The 19944-nt window shown below is 56.3% G+C and carries 16 protein-coding genes; 9 read left to right on the top strand and 7 right to left on the bottom strand.

The genetic code is table 11. The features are described 5' to 3' along the window. Positions 1–4 precede the first annotated feature (4 nt). From L1F30_RS12855 to L1F30_RS12835, 5 genes are all read right to left on the bottom strand, one after another. Positions 5–2914: a Gldg family protein gene (locus L1F30_RS12855; protein WP_253356636.1), complete on the bottom strand. Its 2910-nt coding sequence runs from the start codon at positions 2912–2914 to the stop codon at positions 5–7. Next, the gene (locus tag L1F30_RS12850) at positions 2904–3875 is read right to left on the bottom strand and encodes an ATP-binding cassette domain-containing protein (protein WP_253356635.1); all 972 of its coding nucleotides are present in this window, start codon (positions 3873–3875) and stop codon (positions 2904–2906) included. Before L1F30_RS12850 ends, L1F30_RS12855 begins: the two co-directional genes overlap by 11 nt. Positions 3876–4146: 271 nt before the next feature. Then, complete coding sequence (locus L1F30_RS12845; RefSeq protein WP_253356634.1) at positions 4147–5496, bottom strand: sodium-dependent transporter; 1350 nt, start codon at positions 5494–5496, stop codon at positions 4147–4149. Positions 5497–5635: 139 nt separating this feature from the next. Continuing rightward, positions 5636–6115, bottom strand: a complete 480-nt coding sequence (gene smpB, locus L1F30_RS12840) for an SsrA-binding protein SmpB (RefSeq protein ID WP_253356633.1) — start codon at positions 6113–6115, stop codon at positions 5636–5638. A gap of 78 nt (positions 6116–6193) precedes the next feature. Beyond that, a complete protein-coding gene (locus tag L1F30_RS12835; protein ID WP_253356632.1) occupies positions 6194–7627 on the bottom strand; it encodes a sodium-dependent transporter in 1434 nt (477 codons plus the stop codon). A 227-nt stretch (positions 7628–7854) separates the two neighbouring features. On the opposite strand from L1F30_RS12835, the gene L1F30_RS12830 reads away from it, so the two are divergent. Then, the gene (locus tag L1F30_RS12830) at positions 7855–8289 is read left to right on the top strand and encodes a type II toxin-antitoxin system RatA family toxin (protein WP_253356631.1); all 435 of its coding nucleotides are present in this window, start codon (positions 7855–7857) and stop codon (positions 8287–8289) included. 9 nt (positions 8290–8298) lie between these two features. Next, the gene (locus tag L1F30_RS12825) at positions 8299–8619 is read left to right on the top strand and encodes an RnfH family protein (RefSeq protein ID WP_253356630.1); all 321 of its coding nucleotides are present in this window, start codon (positions 8299–8301) and stop codon (positions 8617–8619) included. 234 nt (positions 8620–8853) lie between these two features. Here the strand turns inward: L1F30_RS12825 and L1F30_RS12820 are convergent, their stop codons facing one another. Then, a complete protein-coding gene (locus tag L1F30_RS12820; RefSeq protein WP_253356629.1) occupies positions 8854–9327 on the bottom strand; it encodes an outer membrane protein assembly factor BamE in 474 nt (157 codons plus the stop codon). A gap of 72 nt (positions 9328–9399) precedes the next feature. On the opposite strand from L1F30_RS12820, the gene fur reads away from it, so the two are divergent. Continuing rightward, positions 9400–9807: a ferric iron uptake transcriptional regulator gene (gene fur, locus L1F30_RS12815; RefSeq protein WP_253356628.1), complete on the top strand. Its 408-nt coding sequence runs from the start codon at positions 9400–9402 to the stop codon at positions 9805–9807. Between the two features lie 139 nt (positions 9808–9946). Here fur and recN read toward each other — a convergent pair whose 3' ends face one another. Beyond that, a complete protein-coding gene (recN, locus tag L1F30_RS12810; RefSeq protein ID WP_253356627.1) occupies positions 9947–11605 on the bottom strand; it encodes a DNA repair protein RecN in 1659 nt (552 codons plus the stop codon). A gap of 149 nt (positions 11606–11754) precedes the next feature. Here recN and grpE point away from each other — a divergent pair, with 149 nt between their 5' ends. The 6 genes from grpE (at position 11755) to carA (ending at position 19921) form a co-directional block, all read left to right on the top strand. After that, positions 11755–12339 (top strand): nucleotide exchange factor GrpE, encoded by a 585-nt coding sequence (grpE, locus tag L1F30_RS12805; RefSeq protein WP_253356626.1) that lies wholly within the window; start codon positions 11755–11757, stop codon positions 12337–12339. 168 nt (positions 12340–12507) lie between these two features. Continuing rightward, the gene (gene dnaK / locus L1F30_RS12800; protein WP_253356625.1) at positions 12508–14445 is read left to right on the top strand and encodes a molecular chaperone DnaK; all 1938 of its coding nucleotides are present in this window, start codon (positions 12508–12510) and stop codon (positions 14443–14445) included. Positions 14446–14582: 137 nt separating this feature from the next. After that, positions 14583–15710: a molecular chaperone DnaJ gene (gene dnaJ / locus L1F30_RS12795; protein ID WP_253356624.1), complete on the top strand. Its 1128-nt coding sequence runs from the start codon at positions 14583–14585 to the stop codon at positions 15708–15710. A 46-nt stretch (positions 15711–15756) separates the two neighbouring features. Continuing rightward, positions 15757–16563 (top strand): 4-hydroxy-tetrahydrodipicolinate reductase, encoded by an 807-nt coding sequence (gene dapB / locus L1F30_RS12790; RefSeq protein WP_253356623.1) that lies wholly within the window; start codon positions 15757–15759, stop codon positions 16561–16563. 363 nt (positions 16564–16926) lie between these two features. Then, positions 16927–18477 (top strand): methyl-accepting chemotaxis protein, encoded by a 1551-nt coding sequence (locus L1F30_RS12785; protein ID WP_253356622.1) that lies wholly within the window; start codon positions 16927–16929, stop codon positions 18475–18477. Positions 18478–18784: 307 nt separating this feature from the next. Continuing rightward, positions 18785–19921 carry a glutamine-hydrolyzing carbamoyl-phosphate synthase small subunit gene (carA, locus tag L1F30_RS12780; protein ID WP_253356621.1) on the top strand — a complete coding sequence of 379 codons (1137 nt, stop codon included), beginning with the start codon at positions 18785–18787 and terminating at the stop codon, positions 19919–19921. Positions 19922–19944 lie beyond the last annotated feature (23 nt).

The raw sequence follows: 19944 nt of genomic DNA, 5'->3' as shown, positions 1-19944 counted from the left end.
TCCTTTAATGTGCCAGCCAAGCGCTGTAGCGTTGCGCCTTGGCGCGTTTGTGGTAATGGGCGAGCAGGGCAATGAGAGCCAGTGCCAGTGCGGCCAGTACATAGTTCAGGTATTCCCAGAACATTTGTGTATTCTGGCTTAGCGGTGGCAGGGTGCGATTGAAGTGCCCTCGCGAGCGAATGCTCGTGAGGCCTGCGTCTTCCAGCGCCCAGTCAATGGCGTTGTTGGCCAGTTGTAAGCCGGCCAGGTACTCACCCTGTTGTGCGCTGCCGGTTAAGCGCACCACCTGATCGCTTAAAAAATCGTTTGATGCAAACAGGATTATTCGTGCAGCTTCGGGCGAGTGACTGATCACGCGACTGAAGGGCGAGCTTGTAGCGGCCTCGGTGCTCGCGTCTTTGGCCGCATCTGATTCGGCTGCGGCCTCACTCGCCTCTATGAGGGGTGAGGGTTTATCTTTGAAGTAAGACTCAAAGCGCCCTTCACTCACTACCCCAAGCAGATGGCGGCCAATATCCTGCTCGGGCTGCATGGGGGTAAGCCCTTGTTCGGTGAGCTGCGGCATAATATTGCGCGCACTTGAAAGGCCCGCGCTGCCAGAGGAGTGCAGCAGCTCAGTGACGGTACGCTCTTGGCTTTCGGTTACTGTAATCGGTGAGGCCCAGGCGAGCGTCAGTTGCCCCAATGCGCGGGTCATGGGGTGAACTTGGTTGATTTCATCGGCGCGCAAATCGGGGAAGTAGGGGTAGTCTATCAGGCGCATGTCCTGAATTTGAAATCCCCCCAGATTGCGTGTAACTGGCACCGGAAACGCCGTATTTTGCGGGTCTAACACCAACTGCTTTTCAATGTGGATGCCGTGGTGCTTAAGCCAGCTCTCCAGGCCGCTGTTGACGTCTTGCAGGCTGAGCGAACGGTTGCTTAATGACGCCGAAAAGGGCGAGGTTGCCGCAATTACTGTTCCCCCTTGCATGAGGAATTGATCCACCGCAAAGAGTGATTTCTCATCAAGGTTTTCAGGCGCCAGTAGCATCAATACATCGGCTTCACCGCTCACGCTACCATCGGTTAGATCTTCGCGCTGAATATTCAGGTCTGCACTAAGAAACTGCTCCAGCTGATGAAACGATGTACGCGGGCTCCCGTAGGGCGAATAGCCGTTTTCCGGTGCCACCAGCGCCACGGTTTTGGTAAAGCCTGTGGCAAAGCGCTTGATGCCCGCTTCCAGATTGCGCTTGAAGCTTGCTTCGCTGAGGTCTTCTAGGGGCAGTTGTACCAGTTGCTCGCCGTTTGTGAGCGTGAGGTAAAAGTAAAAGCTCTCGTTGCTGAGCAGGCTGGTGGCCATGGGGCGCAGGCCGTAGTCTTCGGCAATTTGCCGGCCGAGCTCGCCACCGTTTGCCTCTGGGTTTTCCCACCGCACGCGCAAGCGCCCTTTGGCTTGTGCCTGGTATTGTGTCAGTTGAGCTTCCACTGTCTCGCGGAAAGTGGCGAGTTGTGGCGGCAGTTTCTCTGAAGGAGACAAGTAAGCCGTGAAGGTGAGTTCGCTTTTTACGGTATCAAACAGGTTGCCACCGGCCTGGTAGCTTTGCAGTACCTTTTTGATGGCGCGGGTGAGGTCGTGCTCGGGGTTGCGCAATTGCACATTTAAATCGGATTCCGAGCGGGCCTGTACTTCAATGAGGTCGCGAAAACCCAGTACCTGATGTTCGTCGCCGTATTGCACCAGCACATTGAAGTAGCTGCTCACAATGGACGACTGGTAGCGGTCGGCCACCTGAAAGGGTACCGGGGTAATGGCGTATTTTTGGTTTGCCTCCTGCTCAAGCTCCGGGTTTGCGAGCGGGTCGATAAATTCCACCCGCACCTGGCCTTGGCCCGCGATTTCGTATTCGCGCATCAGGTCGCGCATCTGCGGCACCAGTGGCGCCAACAGTGGATGGGTTTTGTTGCTGAAATAGCCTCTGATCAGCAGCGGCTCTTGCAACTGTTGCAAGTAGTTATCGGTGGCATCAGACAGCGAATACATTTGCCCCTGGGTCACATCCACTCGCAAGGCCGTTATTTGCCCAAGCCATAAATTGGCGCCCAAGGCGTTGGCTATCAACAGGCCCGCAACAAATTGCCAGCGGCGGTGTTGCGAATTGCGCGCATGTTGCACCCAGCGCTCGCGCTCAAGCACCAGTGTATTGAGCGTGAGAAACACCGCCATAATGCTTAGGTAATAGTAGAAGTCGCGCAGGTCTATCACGCCGCGGGTGATGGCATCAAAGCGGGTGCCGGTGCCTAGTGCTGCCAGCCATTCGGCGGTGGCGTGGCCAAACAGGTTGGTGAGCACCGGGTGGCCCAGTAAATAAAGTACACCGCACAGCGCCGAGGCGATAATCAGGCTGACAATCTGGTTATCGCTGCGCGCCGACACAAACAAGCCAATACTTATATAGGCCGCGCCCAACGCCAGTGTGGCCAAATAGCCCGCCCATACAGGCCCCCAATCAAGGTCGCCCAGCAGCGCCACGGTAATGGGCAGTGGCAGGGTAATCGCCAAGGCAAGCACCAGTAAAAACAGGCAGCTTAAAAATTTACCCACCACAAAATGCCACAGTGGCACCGATTGGGTGAGTACGTGCTCAAGGGTACCGGTGCGTCGCTCATCGCTCCACAATCGCATGGTGAGCGTGGCGCTGAGGAATATCAGTAGCAGGGGCATCCACTCAAACAGTGGGCGCACATCTGCGATGTTGCGCGCGAAAAATGCCTCACCCCAAAAAAATACAAACAAGGTAATGGCGGCAAAGGCGCCCAAAAATAAGTAGGCGATGGGCGATGCAAAGAACAGGCTGATTTCTTTTGCCGCCACCCGCAGCGCAGGGTGGCGTGCGGATTTATTTACAAGTGTGTTGTGATCAGGCTGCACGGTTCACCTCCTGATGTGGGTTTTTGATGTCTTGTGATTCATTAAACAGGGATTCAAGATCCCGGCTTTGGGGTGTGAGCGACCATAACTGATAGCCAGCGGTGATCAGCTTTTCAGCAATGCGCGCCAGCAGTGCACGCTGGTTCGCTGCAGGATTGACAGTGAGCGTATAGCGATAACCAGGTGTTGGGTCTGCAGCGCCCTCTGCCGGAGCGGCATCAACTTTGTTCACCTCTGCCAGCTGCTCAAGCAGTTGGCGATCACTGAGGGGCAGGTTGGTGTCTAGGGTAATTTTGTGGCTTTGTTGCAGCTCGGCAAGCTGTGCATCTACGGCCAGTTGGCCTGCCCGAACCAGCAGTACCCGCGAGCACAAGGCCTCTACTTCTTGCATGATATGGGTAGATAAAATCACCGTGGCATCTTTGGCGATATCGCGGATCAGCGCGCGCATTTGCAGGGTTTGTTCTGGGTCCAGCCCGTTGCTGGGCTCATCCAAAATCAGCAGCTTCGGGCGCCCCAGTATGGCCTGGGCCACGCCGACGCGCTGTTTGAAGCCGCGCGATAAAGTGGCAATGGGCGCGTTCAGCTTTGCGCTTATGTCGGTGGCACCAATGGCGTGTTTGATTTCCTCGCGCTTGTGATTGCCAGCCAGCCCCTTGAGATCGGCGGCATAATCTAGGTAGTCGGCCACCGTCATTTCAGGGTACACCGGCAGGCTTTCTGGCAGGTAGCCCAAGGCCTTTTGAATTTTCTTGGTGTGCTGGGCCAGGTTTAGGCCATCTACCACAATGCTGCCGGTATCGGGCTCAAGGTAGCCGCTAAGCATTTTCATGATGGTGGTTTTACCCGCGCCGTTATGGCCCAGTAAACCTACAATTTCACCCTTTGTTATTGAAAAACTCACCGAATCCACGGCGAGATATTCGCCGTAGCGCCGGCTTAACTGGCTGACTTCCAGCATAGCGTCCTCCGTTATTGTGGGAAAAAGTCAACGGGTAGAAAAAATCAGGGCGCAGTGCAAAGGGCCGCAGGAAGCACGGAATAGGAGTGGGGTATCTCGCGAAAAAAGCCATGTCCAGGTTCCCGAGTGGCAGGCAACAGCGCCTTATGGAGTTTTGCGAAAGATCGGGGGGAATTTAGGGGCGCAGCGGCGGAATTCAAGAGGAAAAGGTGCGAATTTTTAGCAAAAAAAACGCCGCTGAGCGCGGCGCTTTCGAACTGGCAACTGGGTGCTAGGCAATAGATTGCCAGAAGGTAAACAGAATGAGCAGCGGGCACACAAGCTTTACGTAGAAGGGCCAAATCTTCCAGAACAGGCCGTCTTCCAGGCCATCGTGGCCTTGTTTCAGCTCTTCCAATAACTGGTTGCGCTTGAAAACCCAGCCACAGAACAAGCAGATCATCACGCCCAGCAGGGGTTGTGAGTACTTGGTGGTGAGGTCTATCACCCAGCCGAACAGGCTGCCAAAGTTAAAGATAATCACAGCGGAGATCGCGAAAATACTGCCGCCAATGGCCAGCGCGGCCACGGGCCTTTGCACGTCGAAGCGCTCCACCGCGAGTGACACGGGCACTTCCAGCATGCTGATGGAGGAGGTGAGTGCGGCGATGGTCATGAGTGCGAAAAATGCCATGGCCACAAATTGGCCGGCGCCACCCATAGAATCAAATAGCGGTGGCAATACCTGGAAGATAATGTCGGAATCGCCAATCAGATTGCCTGCGGCATCGGTAATGTTGATGCCCGCTTCTTTGGCCACAAACATGGCCGGCAGAATCAATAGGCCTGCTATAAAGGCGATGCCCAAATCCACCACCGTCACAATGGCGCCCAGGCGCGGCAGGCTGTCTTGTTTGGAAAGGTAAGAGCCGTAAACGAGCATGGTGCCCACACCCAGCGAGAGCGAGAAGAAGGCCTGGCCCATGGCGCTGATGATCAGCTTGGGCTCCAGCACGCGGCTCATGTCGGGCATTAGGTACACGCGCAATCCTTCCATGGCGCCTGGCTGCATCAGTACGTAAATGATCAGCAGCACCAACAGGCCCACCAGCAGGGGCATCAAGCGGCTAGACCACTTCTCGATGCCGTTTTGCACGCCAGAAGAAATAATGAACAGCGTTAAGGCTGCAAACAAAAAGCCAAACAGCAGGTTGCGCTCAACGGACATGGTGGTGAGCCACGCGGTGGCGGCATCAAGGCCTGCGATATCGGTAACAGAGGCGGCCAGGAAGCTCATCATCCAGCCGGCCACAATGGTGTAAAAGCTCAGGATCAGGCTGGCGGTGAGCACGCCGTAGAGGCCGGTGAAGCTGCCCAGCCGGCTGAGCCAGGGTTTATGGCTCAAGCCGCCGAGGGCCGTTACGATATTGGCGCGCGCGTGGCGGCCGATCACCAGCTCTGCCATGAGCGCGGGGTAGGCCAGTACGAAGGCTAACACCAAATACACCAACACGAAGGCGGCACCGCCGTTGCTGGCGGTTTGGGTGGGGAAGCCCCAAATGTTGCCCAGGCCTACGGCAGAACCTGCCGCAGCCATGATGAATCCGAATCGGCTGGAGAACTGACCTCTGGGTGCACTCATGAACGCGTCCATCTTACGATTATTATTGTGAAAAACCGGCGCTTGGCCGGTGTTGGGCCCCGGTGTCTGGCCGGGCGCCTAGGTAAAACGGTTGGCGGGCGGGTTTCCGCAAGTGGCGGGCCGCCTAAATGGGACTATATCAGCGGTTGTGGTCGCGCACTACGCGCTGTTTTTCGCGATTCCAGTCGCGCTCTTTTTCCGTATTGCGCTTATCGTGTTCAGCTTTACCCTTGGCCAGGGCGATGGCCGCCTTCACCAGGTGGTTTTTCCAGTAGAGTGCGGTGCACACCACCGTATAGCCCTTTTGCTCCACCCCTTGTTGCAGGCGTGCCAGCTCGCGCCGGTGCAACAACAGCTTGCGCTTGCGGTTGGGCTCGGCCACATAGTGGGTAGATACAGACTGCATAGGCGAGACGAGCGCGCCCATCAACCAGGCTTCGCCTCTGTGAAATTGCACGAAGCTGTCTACCAGTTGAATTTTACCGGCGCGCAAACTCTTCACTTCCCAGCCTTGCAGCTCCAGGCCCGCCTCGAACTTTTCGCCCAGGGCGTAATCGAAGCGCGCTTTTTTGTTCTGCGCGATGGTGTTGTCTGCGGGTTTTTTCTTAGGTTTAGCCATAGGGCGGCGATTATATAGGGGAGCGGTGAGGAGCGCTACAACACCCGCCTACCAAAAGGCGGGCGGGTGTTGGCAAGCCTAGAAACCAATACTGGCCAGCAGCGATTGGCCGAAGAATTTAATGGCCACAGTATTGATGAAAATCAGCGCCAGAATGACCGGGATAAAGGTGCTGAGTGAGAAGTTCATGTAGCGCTCAAGCAGCGAGCCCTTAAAGGCCGGATCGCCGGTTTCAAGCTCTTCATTGAAGTTGGATTTCTTCCAGCGGTAAATCACAAACAAACAAATGAGCAGGCCGTTCAAGGGCAAAATGGTGTCGTAGAAGACGTCGTACACCACATCGAACAGGGATTTTGGCGCGCCTGCGTAGTTTACGAACTCCGTAAGCCAGCCCACCATGCCGAAAGAGGCGGTACAGGCGATGGTGAACACAATCATGCCGATGTTAAGAACCAACAGTGCCTTGCGGCGGCTATAGCACTTTTGGTCCACCAGGCTTGCCGCTGGCACTTCAATAATGGAAACCAGCGAGGTGAGTGCTGCAAAGAACACCAGCAAGAAGAACACACTGGCCACGATACTGGCCCCCAGGTAGCCAATGCTTGCCTGCAGCGCCAGGAAAATCTTGGGCAGGAAGGTGAAAATCAGGCTAACGGAGGAGTCTGATAGCTGGGTTGGGTCTGTGTTGGGGTTGAAGCTGAAAATGGCGGGCAAAATCATCAGGCCTGCAAAAAAAGCTACCGAGGTATCAGCCAGGGCTACCATTTTGGCCGAACTTGATATGGAGCTGCGCTTATCCATATAAGAGCCGTAGGTAATCAGAATACCCATGCCAAGGCTTAGTGAGAAAAACGCCTGGCCCAGCGCGCCACTTACTACGGGGCCGGTAATTTTGCTGAAATCGGGAATCAGGTAGAACTTCAGGCCGGCCATGGCGTTATCGCGGGTGAGTACAAAAATCACCATGCCAATAAGCATCACAAACAGCGTAGGCATGAGAATTTTTGCGCTGCGCTCAATGCCTTCTTTTACACCGCCCACCAAAATCAGGTTAACAATGCCCACCACAATGGCCAGGTGGATAAAAATGTCGCCACTGGTAATGAAGGTGCCAAAGGTTTCCGGATTGGCCAATAAATCCAGATCACCGGTAATGGCGCTGAACAGGTATTCAAACAGCCAAACGGTAATGACCGTATAAAACACCGCAATCATGAAGGGCGTTATGGTCGAGAGCCAACCGGCGATGCTCCACAGGCGGTTGCCCTGGGTGAGCGAGGCATAGGCGCCCAGCGGGCCCTTGGCGGAGTGCCGGCCGGTGGCGAGCTCTGCCATCATCACGGGCACGCAGATCACAAACACGAAAATGGCGTACATCAACAAAAAGGCGCCACCGCCGTTTTTGGCGGCATTCACGGGGAAGCCCACCAGGTTGCCAATGCCGACAGCGGAACCCGCCGCTGCGAGAATAAAGCCAAGGCGGGAACCGAATTGCTCTCTGGGTGCAGTCATAGATGTCACTTCTTCTATTATTTTGTGTTGCGGTTATTTTTTGCGCAGATTTCCCGCGCATCCGGCCCTTGGCCCGATGGCAGGCATCAAAGAGACGATCTTAACAGCCTTTGCCACAAGTCGGCACTGGCCGCGGGGGGCCCCTATGGCTAAAATGCCCCTCCTTTTGTGTTTGCCGGCAGCGTTCCGGCAGCAACTAGATCCCTTGGATGGCGGGCAACCCTGTTATGGCCAGAATTGAGCGCAGTGCGCTGGTGCGATTTTCCACTGAGCAGATGTTTGCACTGGTAAACGATGTGGCCCGCTACCCGGAATTCATGCCAGGCTGTGTGGCGGCTGAGGTGCTTGAGGCGAGCGAAAGCCACTTGACGGCCAGATTGACCTTGAAAGCGGCAGGCGTTGAACAAAGCTTTGTGACCACCAATGCGCTAACGCCGCCCACCCGCATGGACATGGTGCTGGTAGAAGGCCCTTTTTCGCACTTCAGCGGCCAATGGCAATTCATTGCACTGGGGGATATTGGCTGCAAAATTGTATTCAGCCTGGATTTTGATTTAAAGAACGGATTGGTCGCGCTGGCTGCGGGCAAGGTGTTTGAGGCCGTGGCCTCCCAACAAGTAGACTGCCTATGCCGGCGCGCCGAACAACTCTACAGCGGCTGAGGAGCCAAGATGCCTGATCGCGACTTAATTCGAGTGGAGGTGGCCTACGCGCTGCCCCATCAGCAAAAAATTGTGGCGTTGCTGGTAGAGCCAGGCACCACCGCCTATCAGGCAGTGGTACGCTCGAACATTACCGACTTCTTTCCCGATCTTGATATCGAAACCGCCAAAATGGGCATTTTCGGCCAGGCGCTGGGTACCAAGGGCCTGAAGGCTGCACGCGAGCATGAGCTGCAAGAGGGTGACAGGGTAGAAATCTACCGCCCACTGATTTCAGACCCGAAAGAGGCGCGCAGGCGCCGGGCCGAGAAAGCCAAAGCAGAAAGTTAAGGGCTTGCCGAACGCTTTCCTGCGATGGGCCGGTTGGGTTTATGCCCCAGGCTTGTTTATGTTCGAGTGTTTACCGCAGCTAGCTGTGCGGGAACTAGCTGTGCGGGAATAGGCGGGTTATAGCGTGATGGGGGTGGAATTTACATAGCCGGGGTTTGCGCTATTGGTCTGCTTTGCGCTATCTCGTCTGCAAGGGCACTGTTAGCGCGCGGGCGCTAACAGTTGGTCATTGCCTTAGATGTCTTCTTTCGGCGGGCCAACGGTATCTTCCGCCGCTTTTTCTGCGGTTTCATCTACTTTATTGGCCTCGGCTATAGAGGCCGGGCTTTCCTCTTCTTTTTGTACGGCGCCTTTGTGGTAGTCGCCCTCAAAGCGTGTGAGCTGGTCGCCCTCAAAGAATACGGTGAAAATCTTTTTCTGGGTTTCGCCTTTAGGATCTTTCAAGGTCCATACGTAGTCCCAGCGGTCGGCGTGGAAGGTGTCTTCAACGAGCGGCGTACCCAATACAAAGCGCACCTGGCGGCGTGTCATACCCACTTGCAACTGGTCCACCATGTCTTCTTTAACGATATTGCCCTGGGGAATGTAGATCTTGTACACGCCGGGAAAACGGAAATAGCTGCAACCGCTAAGCAGAACCAAGCTTAATATCAGTACAGTTTTTACACAAAACAGGTGCGCAACCGGTGCGCGAAACAGGGACAACATTGTAGGGCTTCCACAAACTTAAGCGAACGGGGATAATACCGGACTCGCCAGACACTGCATAGAGGATGCTAGATGACTTCGGAAAATCAGGAATTGCGCAAAGCTGGCCTCAAGGTCACGTTGCCACGGGTGAAAATTTTGCAAATTTTGGAGTCTGACGGCAGCCACCATTACAGTGCAGAAGAAGTCTACAAAACCTTGCTGGAGCAGGGTGAAGATGTGGGCCTGGCCACCGTATACCGGGTGCTTACCCAGTTTGAAAGCGCAGGCCTTGTAACCCGTCACAACTTCGATGGGGGCCACTCGGTGTTCGAAATTGATCGCGGCGAGCATCACGATCACATGGTGTGCACTGAAACCGGCAAGGTGATTGAGTTTCACAATGATGAAATTGAAGCCCTGCAGGAAAAAATTGCCGCAGAGCACGGCTACGAGCTCACCGACCACAACCTGGTGCTCTACGTTAAGCCTAAAAAGTAATCCCGCCCAGGCCGCGCGTTGGCGCGGCTGCTGTTTCTGGCCTCTTTAATTCAACCCGCTCGATATATCCGCTCGGCCCTATAAATCAGTGTGTAGAGGTGCGCCCGGCGTGTTTTGTTTGCCTACGCGTAATTGGCGTTTATTGGGCCATTTCCAGCATTTCACGGGCATGGGCACGCGACTGCTCTGTAAGCTCTACGCCGCCCAACATACGGGCTATTTCTTCGGTTTTGGCGTCGCCCTCCAGTGCCACTAATGTGGATTCGCTGCCGGATTTGCGTGTGAGCTTGCGCACTTGCAAGTGCTGGTGCGCCTTGCTGGCCACCTGCGCCAGGTGGGTTACACACAGCACTTGGCCTGCCTGGCCAAGCTGGCGCAACAGGCGGCCCACAATATCGGCTGTAGCGCCGCCAATACCTACGTCTACCTCGTCAAAGATCAATGTGGGAATGGCAGACTTATGCGCCAGGCACACCTGAATGGCAAGGCTGATGCGCGAGAGCTCACCGCCAGAGGCCACCTTGGCCAGGCTGCGGTGTGGTTGGCCGGGGTTGGTGCTTACTAACACTTCCAGCTCCTCAAGGCCCGTGGCCGAAGGCGCGCAATCGGTAAAGCTCACCTCAATGGAGGCGTTGGTCATGGCCAGTTGCTGCAACTGGCGGTTCACGGCGCGGCCCAGGCGCATGGCGGCCTGGCGGCGTTGCTGGCCGAGTTCGAGGGCGAGTTTGCGGTAGCCGGCTTCCGCGTTTTGGGTATCTGCCGCCAGTTGATCCAGGTCGATATCGCTACCGGCCAGTTTCGCCAGCTCCATAGCCAGAGACTGGTGCAAATCGCACAGCTCCTGCGGGCTCACCCGGTGTTTTCTGGCAATCTGATAGATGGCGTCCAGCCGCTGCTCCAGCCATTGCAGGCGCTGCGGGTCGGCATCGAAGCTGTCTATGTGGTGGTCGATGGCGCGGCTGGCCTCTTCTATTTGAATCTGTGCGGTAACCAGCAGTTGTTCGGCCTCTTGCAGCTGCTCGCTTTTATCGGGCAGGCTTTTTAGCAGCTGCAACCCCTTGTTTAGCCCTTCCAGCAGGCCTTGCTCATCGTCATTGCAGAGGTTTGCCAGCTGCTGGCTTGCCTCCATCACAGATTCTGCATTGGCCAGCTGGCGGTGCTCGGCTTCCAGGGCGTCCAGCTCTTGGGGTTGCAGTGCCAGCTGGTCGAGTTCTTCAACCTGATAGCGCAACAATTGGGTGCGGGCGGATATTTCGGCATCGTTTTGCTGGCGTTCTTGCAGCTGCGTGGCGAGCGCCTGCCAACTTTGCCAAGCCTGCTTTACGGCCTGGTAGAGGCTGGTGTGGCCACCGTAGAGGTCGATGAGCGCGCGCTGATGGTCTTTCTTCAAGAGCCGCTGGTGGGCGTGTTGGCTGTGGATGTCGATCAACAGCTCGCCGAGGCTGCGCAGCTGGGTAAGGGTGGCAGATTGCCCGTTGATGTAGGCCCGCGAGCGGCCATCAGCGCTCACTGTGCGGCGTAGTATGCACTCACTTTCGGCCTCTAGTTCGTGGGCCTTCAGCCACTTGCAGGCCTTGCTCAGCTGGCTTAAATCAAAGGTGGCGGAAATGTCGGCACGGTCGCAGCCTGCGCGCACCTTATCGGCATCGGCCTTGTCGCCCAGCGCCATGCCCAGTGCATCCAGTAGCAGCGATTTGCCGGCTCCGGTTTCGCCGGTAATGGCGGTGAGGCCTTGGTCTAACTCCAGCTCCAGGTGTTCTACCAGGGTGAAGTTGTGAATGCTGAGGTGTGTGAGCATGGCTGGCTCCTAGGTTCTTTTGCTGTGTATTTATACAGTAAAATTCACTGTATGCAATCCCTTGAGTAAATTTCCCTTGAATGTCTCTGGCGCGGCCCCATATAGGCTGCATTGTTATAAGGCGAGCCCTCGCCATTGAAGACATTGAGATGGAGCAACCCACAGTGACCACCGAGCAAGAAAATCCACAGGTAGAACCCCTAGACGAGGCGCCCGAGGCCCAGGCAGAGGCCAATCCCGAAGGTGCAGAAGCTGCTGAGCCCGCGGGCCTTGAGGCGCGCATTGCCGAGCTTGAGGCCGAATTGCAGCAAGCCAAGGAAAACACCCTGCGCGCAGCAGCCGAGGCGCAGAATATTCGTCGCCGGGCGGAAGCCGATGTGGAGAAAGCCCACAAATTCGGCCAGGAGAAGATTGTGTCTGACATGCTGGTAGTGGCAGACAACCTGGAGCGCGCGCTGGCCTCGGTGGAAGGCGCCGACGAGCAGTTCAAGTCTGTCACCGAAGGCCTGGAGCTCACGCTCAAATCACTCATCGACGGTTTGAAGCGCCACAAGGTGGAGCAAATAGATCCTAAGGGCGAGCCCTTTGATCCCGAGTTCCATCAGGCCATGACCATGGTGCCCAACCCCGAGGTTGAGCCCAACACGGTGATGGATGTGTTCCAGAAGGGGTACACCCTGCATGGTCGCTTGGTGCGCCCGGCCATGGTGGTGGTGGCCAAAGCGCCCGAATAAGGGCGATAAATTGGCGTACAGGGGTTGAAAACCCGCCAAATGCGCCAATATACACAGCAAGTAGCCGATAGCGCCAAGCGCATCGCGAAACCAAGACAAATTGAACAGCGGTGGCTGGCCACCGAAACGCATTAAAGAATTTTACGATTAAGTAATTGGAGAAATTTCATGGGTAAAATCATCGGTATCGACCTGGGTACGACCAACTCTTGTGTGTCTGTACTTGACGGCGAGAAAACGCGCGTGATCGAAAACGCTGAAGGCGATCGCACTACGCCCTCCATCGTGGCCTTTACCGATGACGGTGAGGTACTGGTGGGCCAGAGCGCCAAGCGTCAGGCAGTCACCAACCCCCACAACACCCTGTTCGCGGTGAAGCGCCTGATTGGCCGCAAGTTCACCGACGATGTTGTGCAAAAAGACATCAAAATGGTGCCCTACAAAATTGTGGGTGCAGACAATGGCGATGCCTGGGTAGAAGTGAAAGGCGATCGCAAGGCGCCGCCACAAATTTCTGCCGAAGTGCTGAAGAAAATGAAGAAAACCGCCGAGGATTACCTGGGCGAAACAGTGACCGAGGCGGTAATTACCGTACCGGCCTACTTCAACGATTCCCAGCGTCAGGCCACCAAAGATGCCGGCAAGATCGCAGGCCTTGAAGTTAAGCGCATTATCAACGAGCCAACGGCGGCAGCACTGGCCTACGGCATGGACAAAGTGAAAGGCGATCGCACCATCGCGGTATACGATTTGGGTGGCGGTACCTTTGATATCTCGATCATCGAAATTGCCGATGTAGACGGCGAGCACCAGTTTGAAGTGCTGGCCACTAACGGCGACACCTTCCTGGGCGGTGAAGATTTTGACCTGCGCCTGATCGAGTACTTGGCCGACGAGTTCAAGAAAACCAACGGCATTGATTTGCACAGCGACCCGCTGGCATTGCAGCGCCTGAAAGAAGCCGCAGAAAAGGCCAAGATCGAGCTGTCTTCCAGCCAGCAGACCGAAGTGAACCTGCCGTACATCACCGCAGATGCCACCGGCCCCAAGCACTTGGTTGTGAAGCTTACGCGCTCGAAGCTTGAGTCTTTGGTTGAAGAGCTGGTTAAGCGTTCCATGGAGCCCGTTAAGCAGGCGCTGGCCGATGCCGACCTCTCAGTGGGCGAGATCAACGACGTAATTTTGGTGGGCGGTCAAACCCGTATGCCACTGGTGCAGAAATACGTCACCGATTTCTTCGGCAAAGAGCCACGTAAAGACGTCAACCCCGATGAAGCGGTAGCCATTGGTGCAGCCATTCAGGGTGCCGTGCTCTCTGGCGATGTAAAAGACGTTCTGCTGCTGGATGTGTCACCACTGACTCTGGGCATTGAAACCATGGGCGGTGTAGCCACACCACTGATTGAAAAGAACACCACCATCCCGACCAAAAAGTCGCAGGTGTTCTCAACCGCTGAAGACAACCAAACCGCGGTAACCATTCACGTGGTGCAAGGTGAGCGCAAGCAGGCGGCACAAAACAAGTCGCTGGGCCGTTTCGATTTGGCCGATATTCCGCCCGCTCCACGCGGTATGCCGCAAATTGAAGTGACCTTCGACATCGATGCCAACGGTATTTTGAACGTAAGCGCGAAAGACAAGGCCACCGGTAAAGAGCAGTCCATTGTGATCAAGGCATCATCTGGCTTGTCTGATGAAGAAATTGAAAAAATGGTGCGCGACGCCGAGGCCAACGCCGAAGCGGACAAGAAGTTCGAAGAGCTGGTGACCACCCGCAATACCCTTGATGGCCTGATTTCAGCCACCAAGAAAACCCTGGAAGAGGCGGGCGACAAGGCGAGCGATGAAGAGAAAGCCGCCATCGACGCAGCCCTGAAAGAAGCGGAAGTGGCAGTGAAAGGCGATGACAAGGCGGCAATGGATGCGGCAACGCAGAAGTTGACCGAAGCCTCAGGACCCTTGGCGCAGAAGATGTACGCCGAGCAGGCCCAGGCAGGCCAAGCCGCCGGCGGTGCCGGTGCAGCCGACGCCGATAACGCCAAAGCCAAAGCAGACGACGGTGTAGTAGATGCCGAGTTTGAAGAGGTAAAAGACGATCAAAAGTAAGTTTCGGTTAACCCCGAAGTGAATTGATCGTAAGCGAACAGGGCGCGGCTTGTAATGAGTCGCGCCATTGTTTTTGCCGTAGTGCATTAACCCAGTACCCCGGTAAGTGTGGGGTACCCAAGTGAAGTTAGCAGCGTATGTCAAAACGTGATTATTACGAAGTGCTGGGTGTGGAGCGTGGCGTTGACGAAAAGGAACTGAAAAAGGCCTATCGTCGCGTTGCCATGAAGTTTCACCCCGACCGTAACCCCGACGATAAAACCGCCGAAGAGAAGTTCAAAGAGGCGAGTGAAGCCTACGAGGTTTTATCAGACAGCCAAAAACGTGCCGCCTACGACCAATACGGTCATCGCGGTGTGGAAGGCATGGCCGGTGGTGGCGGTGGCCAGGGCTTTGGTAATTTTTCAGATATTTTTGGCGACGTGTTTGGCGATATTTTTGGTGGCGGCGGAGGCGGCCGTGGGCGCGGAGGCCCAGCGCGCGGTTCCGATTTGCGCTACACCCTGGATCTCGATCTGGAAAGTGCCGTTAAAGGCACCACGGTAAAAATCAAAGTGCCCACCCTGGTTGCGTGCGACCCCTGTGATGGCACCGGCGCGAAAAAGGGCACCAAGGCCAGCACCTGTAGCACCTGTGGTGGCGTGGGTCAGGTGCGTATGCAGCAAGGCTTCTTTGCCGTGCAGCAAACCTGCCCGAACTGCCGTGGCCGCGGCACCATCATTACCGACCCATGCACCAGCTGCCATGGCCAGGGCCGCAAGGAAGAAACCCGCACCCTGTCTGTAAAAGTGCCGCCAGGTGTTGATACGGGCGATCGCATTCGTTTGTCTGGTGAGGGTGAGGCCGGTGAGGCCGGCGGCCCGGCCGGTGATTTGTATGTGCAGGTGCACGTTAATGATCACCCCATATTCGAGCGCGACGGTCGCAACCTCTATTGTGAAGTGCCCATCAGTTTTGTGGATGCAGCCTTAGGTGGCGAGCTGGAAGTGCCCACACTCGATGGCCGGGTGAAGCTGAAAGTGCCCCCGGAAACCCAAACCGGCAAGATGTTCCGCTTGCGTGGCAAGGGTGTGGTGCCCGTGCGCGGCGGCGCCCCGGGCGACCTCATGTGCCGCGTGGTGGTTGAAACCCCGGTGAACCTCTCGAACAAGCAAAAGCAAATGCTGCGCGACTTCCAGGAAACCATGGGCAACAGCAAGCACTCGCCGCGCCAAAGCTCCTGGTTTGAGGGCATGAAAAACTTTTTCGGCGACATGAAAATATAAAAGCGGCTAGTTGCTAGCAACGCGTGACCGCAATACAGGATCATTTATGACCGTTAAACTTGCAGTGACCGGTGCCGCCGGGCGCATGGGCAAAATGCTGATTGAAGCCATTGCAGCAGCCGAAGGTGTGACCTTAACTGCCGCAGTGGTACGCCCGGGCTCAAGCCTTGTGGGCGCCGATGCCGGTGAGCTTGCCGGCATTGGTAAAAATGGTGTGCGCCTGGTGGGCGATTTGCACGAAGTGGTGGAAGATTTTGATGTGCTCATCGATTTCACTACACCCAAGGCCACCCTTGAAAATGTGACCATCTGTGCCGATGCCCATAAAAAAATTGTTGTGGGTACTACAGGCTTTGATGAAGCACAAAAAAGCACGCTGCTGGCCGCGCAAGATGCCACGGCCCTGTGCTTTTCTGCCAACTACGCCACCGGCGTAAACCTGGTGTTCAAGCTGCTGGCCGAGGCCGCCAAAACCCTGGGCGACGACTACGACGTGGAAGTGTATGAAGCGCACCACCGCCACAAGGTAGACGCCCCCTCAGGCACTGCCTTGCGTATGGGTGAAGTGTTGGCCGGTGCCCTGGAGCGCGACCTCAATCAGGTGGCTGTGTACGGGCGCGAAGGCCAAACCGGCGCGCGCGCGCGCGATACCATCGGGTTTGCCACTGTGCGCGGCGGCGATGTGGTGGGTGATCACACCGTTATGTTCATGGCCGAGGGCGAGCGGGTTGAAATCACCCACAAAGCCTCCTCGCGTATGGCCTTTGCCCGTGGTGCCGTGCGTGCGGCCCAGTGGCTGCAAGCGAAAAAAACCGGCATGTTCGACATGCAAGATGTCTTGGGCCTGCGTTAACCCTCGCGCTTTTTCCCCTCTGTTGTTGCGGGCGCCCGTGCGCCTGCGTCTGTTTTTCTGCACTTTCCCGTAGTTTTTCTGGCCATTTGGCAGCCCAAGCGCTGCCTTGCCGGGCCTGCACGCCATTGGGCGCGGTATTTGGTGATTTCGCCAGTGCTGACTATGCTCAATAGTGCCTGCTTGCCCCTTCATGGCAGCTTGCCCGAGCCCGCTGTGCTTAGGCGCTTGTGATTAATTAAAGATTTGGTTGGCCTGCGCGATAACCTCATTGAGTAATCGCCGGGCGGCCCGATGAAGGGGTGCTTGCCCGGGGCCAGGCCGCAGTGGCGTATTTGGGGCGCGAAATAACAAGGTGCATTGTTGATGAATATGTTCAGTATGTCGTTGAAATTGAAGGTGTTTTTAGGTATTACCGTCACCAGTATTCTGGCTGTAATCCTCTCCAGCACCCTGGCCGTGCGCGCCGAGGTGCAGCGCGTGGAGGCCACCATTCAATCAGACACCCAGGATTTGGCCGAAATTATCGGCAATGCCACTGTGGGCGCCATAGCTTTTGGCGATAGCGCCTCGGCGCGGGACATTCTCGGTAGCCTGCAGCAGCAGGGGCGTGTGTTGGGGGCGGTGATTTACGGCCAAAACGGCAAGCCGTTTGTGTGGTATGAGCGCGGTGTGAAAGGCGCCGATAGCCCGCCCGCCATCGCGCCACGCTCGCCCGGTAGCCTGGGCATTACCGTGCACGATGAACGGGTGGATGTAATGGCAGGCATTCAGGCTGATGGCGCCAAAGTGGGTACCATATACCTCTCTGCCAGCCTGGATGAGCTGAACAAGGCGGTAGCAGACGCTGTGTGGGGTGCGGTTAGCACTGTGGTGGTGATTGGCATTCTGGCGGCCATTATCAGTTATGTGCTGCAGGCCGGCATTGTGGGCCCCATCAACCAGGTGGCAGAGGCGTTGGAAGATATTGCCGGTGGTGGTGGCGACCTCACCCAGCGCTTGCCCGTTAATTCAGACGACGAGGTAGGGCGCCTGTCTACCGCGTTCAACACCTTTGTGGATAAGGTGCACGGCATTATTGCCGACTTCTCGGTCACCGCAACGGATCTCAACCAGCAGGCTACCTCGCTCTCAGGCACGGCCAAAGAAACCGAGCGCGGCGTGGTGCGCCAGCAAACAGAAATCCAGCAGGTGGTTACTGCCGTGCGCGAAATGGCCGAGGTGGTGGGCGATGTGTCCAGCAACGTGTCACAGGCTGCGGCCAACGCCGAAGAGGCGGATCGCCAGGCCAATAGTGGCAAGGCGGTGGTGTCTTCCACGGTAATCAAAATTGAAGGCCTCGCACGCGATATCAATGCCGCGGCAGAGGTGATCGACAAGCTGCGCTCTGAAACCGACAGTATTGGCAGCGTGCTGGATGTCATTCGCGGCATTGCCGAGCAAACCAACCTGCTGGCGTTGAATGCCGCCATCGAGGCTGCGCGCGCAGGTGAGCAAGGCCGCGGCTTTGCCGTGGTAGCCGATGAGGTGCGCACACTGGCCTCCAGAACCCAAACCTCCACCCAGGAAATTCAGGTAATGATTGAGCGCCTGCAGTCGGGCGCCCGTGAAGCTGTGCAAATGATGGATAAAGGCACGGGGCAAGCTGGTGAATCGGTAACCCAGGCCGAAGAGGCCAATCGCGCGCTCGATGCCATTACCGCAGGGGTTGGGTCTATCAAAGACAAAACCAATCAAATTGCCAGTGCCACTGAAGAGCAATCCGCCGCTACCCGTGAAATGGAGCGCAACATGGAAAACATTGCCGGTGTGGCCCGTCAGGCGTCGGAAGGTTCTATGGAAATTGCGGCCAGCACAGCACGATTGGCAGAAATGGCGGCCAGTATGGCCAAGATTGTGAAGCAGTTTAAGGTTTAACGGGCGGGGCTTGCGGAAATTAACTTAAATTGCGCGTGGACAGCCAAGGGCGCTTTCCGTAAAATGCGCGGTTAAGTTGCTTTAGGTCAGAGCAGGGCAAAATCGCCTTTTCGACCGCAGGGGATAGATCGAGACAGAATTTTAAAAAAGCGAGATGAGACAGTGGTTTCATCTCGCTTTTTTACAACCTGCGGTGAAATTCTTTACGAAAAATGATGCGAAATTCGCACAACATGCCGTCAAAAGCATGGTTGTTTTGCTCAGCCTGAAAAAAGTCAAAATGCCAGCCATTGCCTAGGAGGTCGACTTGTCTACTGGTGCCCCACGTCCCGCCATTCTTGTTCTTGAAGACGGCAGCATTTTTAAAGGTACAGCCATAGGCGCCTCTGGCGCGAGCGTTGGCGAGGTGGTGTTTAACACCGCCATGACCGGCTATCAGGAAATCCTGACAGACCCATCCTATGCCCGCCAAATCGTCACCTTAACCTACCCCCACATCGGCAACACCGGCACCAATGCCGAGGATGCAGAGTGTGATCGCGTTTGGGCTGCAGGCCTTGTGATCCGCGATTTGCCGCTGCTGGCCAGCAACTTCCGCAACGAGCAATCACTGCAGGATTACCTGGCCGAGCGCAATGTTGTGGGTATTGCCGACATAGATACCCGCAGGCTCACCCGTATTCTGCGCGACAAAGGCGCACAAAGCGGCTGCATTATGGCAGGCGATGTGGACGCTGATGCCGCCCTGTCAAAAGCGCAGGCTTTCGGCGGGCTGAAAGGCATGGATCTCGCCAAAGAAGTGACGGCGGCAAAAGCTTACCCCTGGGTAGAAGGCTCCTGGGCATTGGGCGAGGGCTACAGCACGCCCAGCCACAAGCCCTACAAGGTGGTGGCCTTTGATTACGGCGTGAAACGCAACATTTTGCGTATGCTGGTGGATCGCGGGTGCGATCTCACTGTAGTACCTGCGCAAACCACAGCCGAGGACGTGCTGGCACTCAAGCCCGATGGCGTTTTCCTCTCTAACGGCCCAGGCGACCCGGAGCCCTGTGATTACGCTATTGAGGCGATCACCCAGCTGCTGGAAACCGACATTCCCGTGTTCGGCATTTGCCTGGGGCACCAACTGTTGGCGCTGGCCAGTGGTGCCAAAACCGTAAAAATGAAATTTGGCCATCACGGCGGCAACCACCCGGTGCAGGATCTGGATTCCGGCAAGGTGATGATCACCGCGCAAAATCACGGCTTTGCCGTAGATGAGGCCAGCCTGCCGGAAAACTTGCGTGCCACCCACAAAAGCTTGTTCGACGGCTCGCTGCAAGGCATCCACCGCACCGACAAACCGGCCTTCAGTTTTCAGGGGCACCCAGAGGCGAGCCCCGGCCCGCACGATGCCGCGCCCTTGTTCGATCACTTTATCGAGTTGATGGCAGCGCGCCGCTAGATCGGCGCCCTCTAACCCTTTTT

It is taken from the genome of Simiduia sp. 21SJ11W-1 (assembly GCF_024138675.1).
Classification (GTDB): domain Bacteria; phylum Pseudomonadota; class Gammaproteobacteria; order Pseudomonadales; family Cellvibrionaceae; genus Simiduia.
Note: the sequence above shows the minus strand (reverse complement) of the source record. Positions and strands in the feature narration are given on the sequence as shown.

Excerpts from the sequence above, each read along its gene's own strand:
- L1F30_RS12850 (WP_253356635.1), bottom strand. The coding sequence starts at position 3,875 with ATGCTGGAAGTCAGCCAGTTAAGCCGGCGCTACGGCGAATATCTCGCC.
- L1F30_RS12845 (WP_253356634.1), bottom strand. The coding sequence starts at position 5,496 with ATGAGTGCACCCAGAGGTCAGTTCTCCAGCCGATTCGGATTCATCATG.
- smpB (WP_253356633.1), bottom strand. The coding sequence starts at position 6,115 with ATGGCTAAACCTAAGAAAAAACCCGCAGACAACACCATCGCGCAGAAC.
- L1F30_RS12835 (WP_253356632.1), bottom strand. The coding sequence starts at position 7,627 with ATGACTGCACCCAGAGAGCAATTCGGTTCCCGCCTTGGCTTTATTCTC.
- L1F30_RS12830 (WP_253356631.1), top strand. The coding sequence starts at position 7,855 with ATGGCCAGAATTGAGCGCAGTGCGCTGGTGCGATTTTCCACTGAGCAG.
- L1F30_RS12825 (WP_253356630.1), top strand. The coding sequence starts at position 8,299 with ATGCCTGATCGCGACTTAATTCGAGTGGAGGTGGCCTACGCGCTGCCC.
- L1F30_RS12820 (WP_253356629.1), bottom strand. The coding sequence starts at position 9,327 with ATGTTGTCCCTGTTTCGCGCACCGGTTGCGCACCTGTTTTGTGTAAAA.
- fur (WP_253356628.1), top strand. The coding sequence starts at position 9,400 with ATGACTTCGGAAAATCAGGAATTGCGCAAAGCTGGCCTCAAGGTCACG.
- recN (WP_253356627.1), bottom strand. The coding sequence starts at position 11,605 with ATGCTCACACACCTCAGCATTCACAACTTCACCCTGGTAGAACACCTG.
- grpE (WP_253356626.1), top strand. The coding sequence starts at position 11,755 with ATGGAGCAACCCACAGTGACCACCGAGCAAGAAAATCCACAGGTAGAA.
- dnaK (WP_253356625.1), top strand. The coding sequence starts at position 12,508 with ATGGGTAAAATCATCGGTATCGACCTGGGTACGACCAACTCTTGTGTG.
- dnaJ (WP_253356624.1), top strand. The coding sequence starts at position 14,583 with ATGTCAAAACGTGATTATTACGAAGTGCTGGGTGTGGAGCGTGGCGTT.
- dapB (WP_253356623.1), top strand. The coding sequence starts at position 15,757 with ATGACCGTTAAACTTGCAGTGACCGGTGCCGCCGGGCGCATGGGCAAA.
- L1F30_RS12785 (WP_253356622.1), top strand. The coding sequence starts at position 16,927 with ATGAATATGTTCAGTATGTCGTTGAAATTGAAGGTGTTTTTAGGTATT.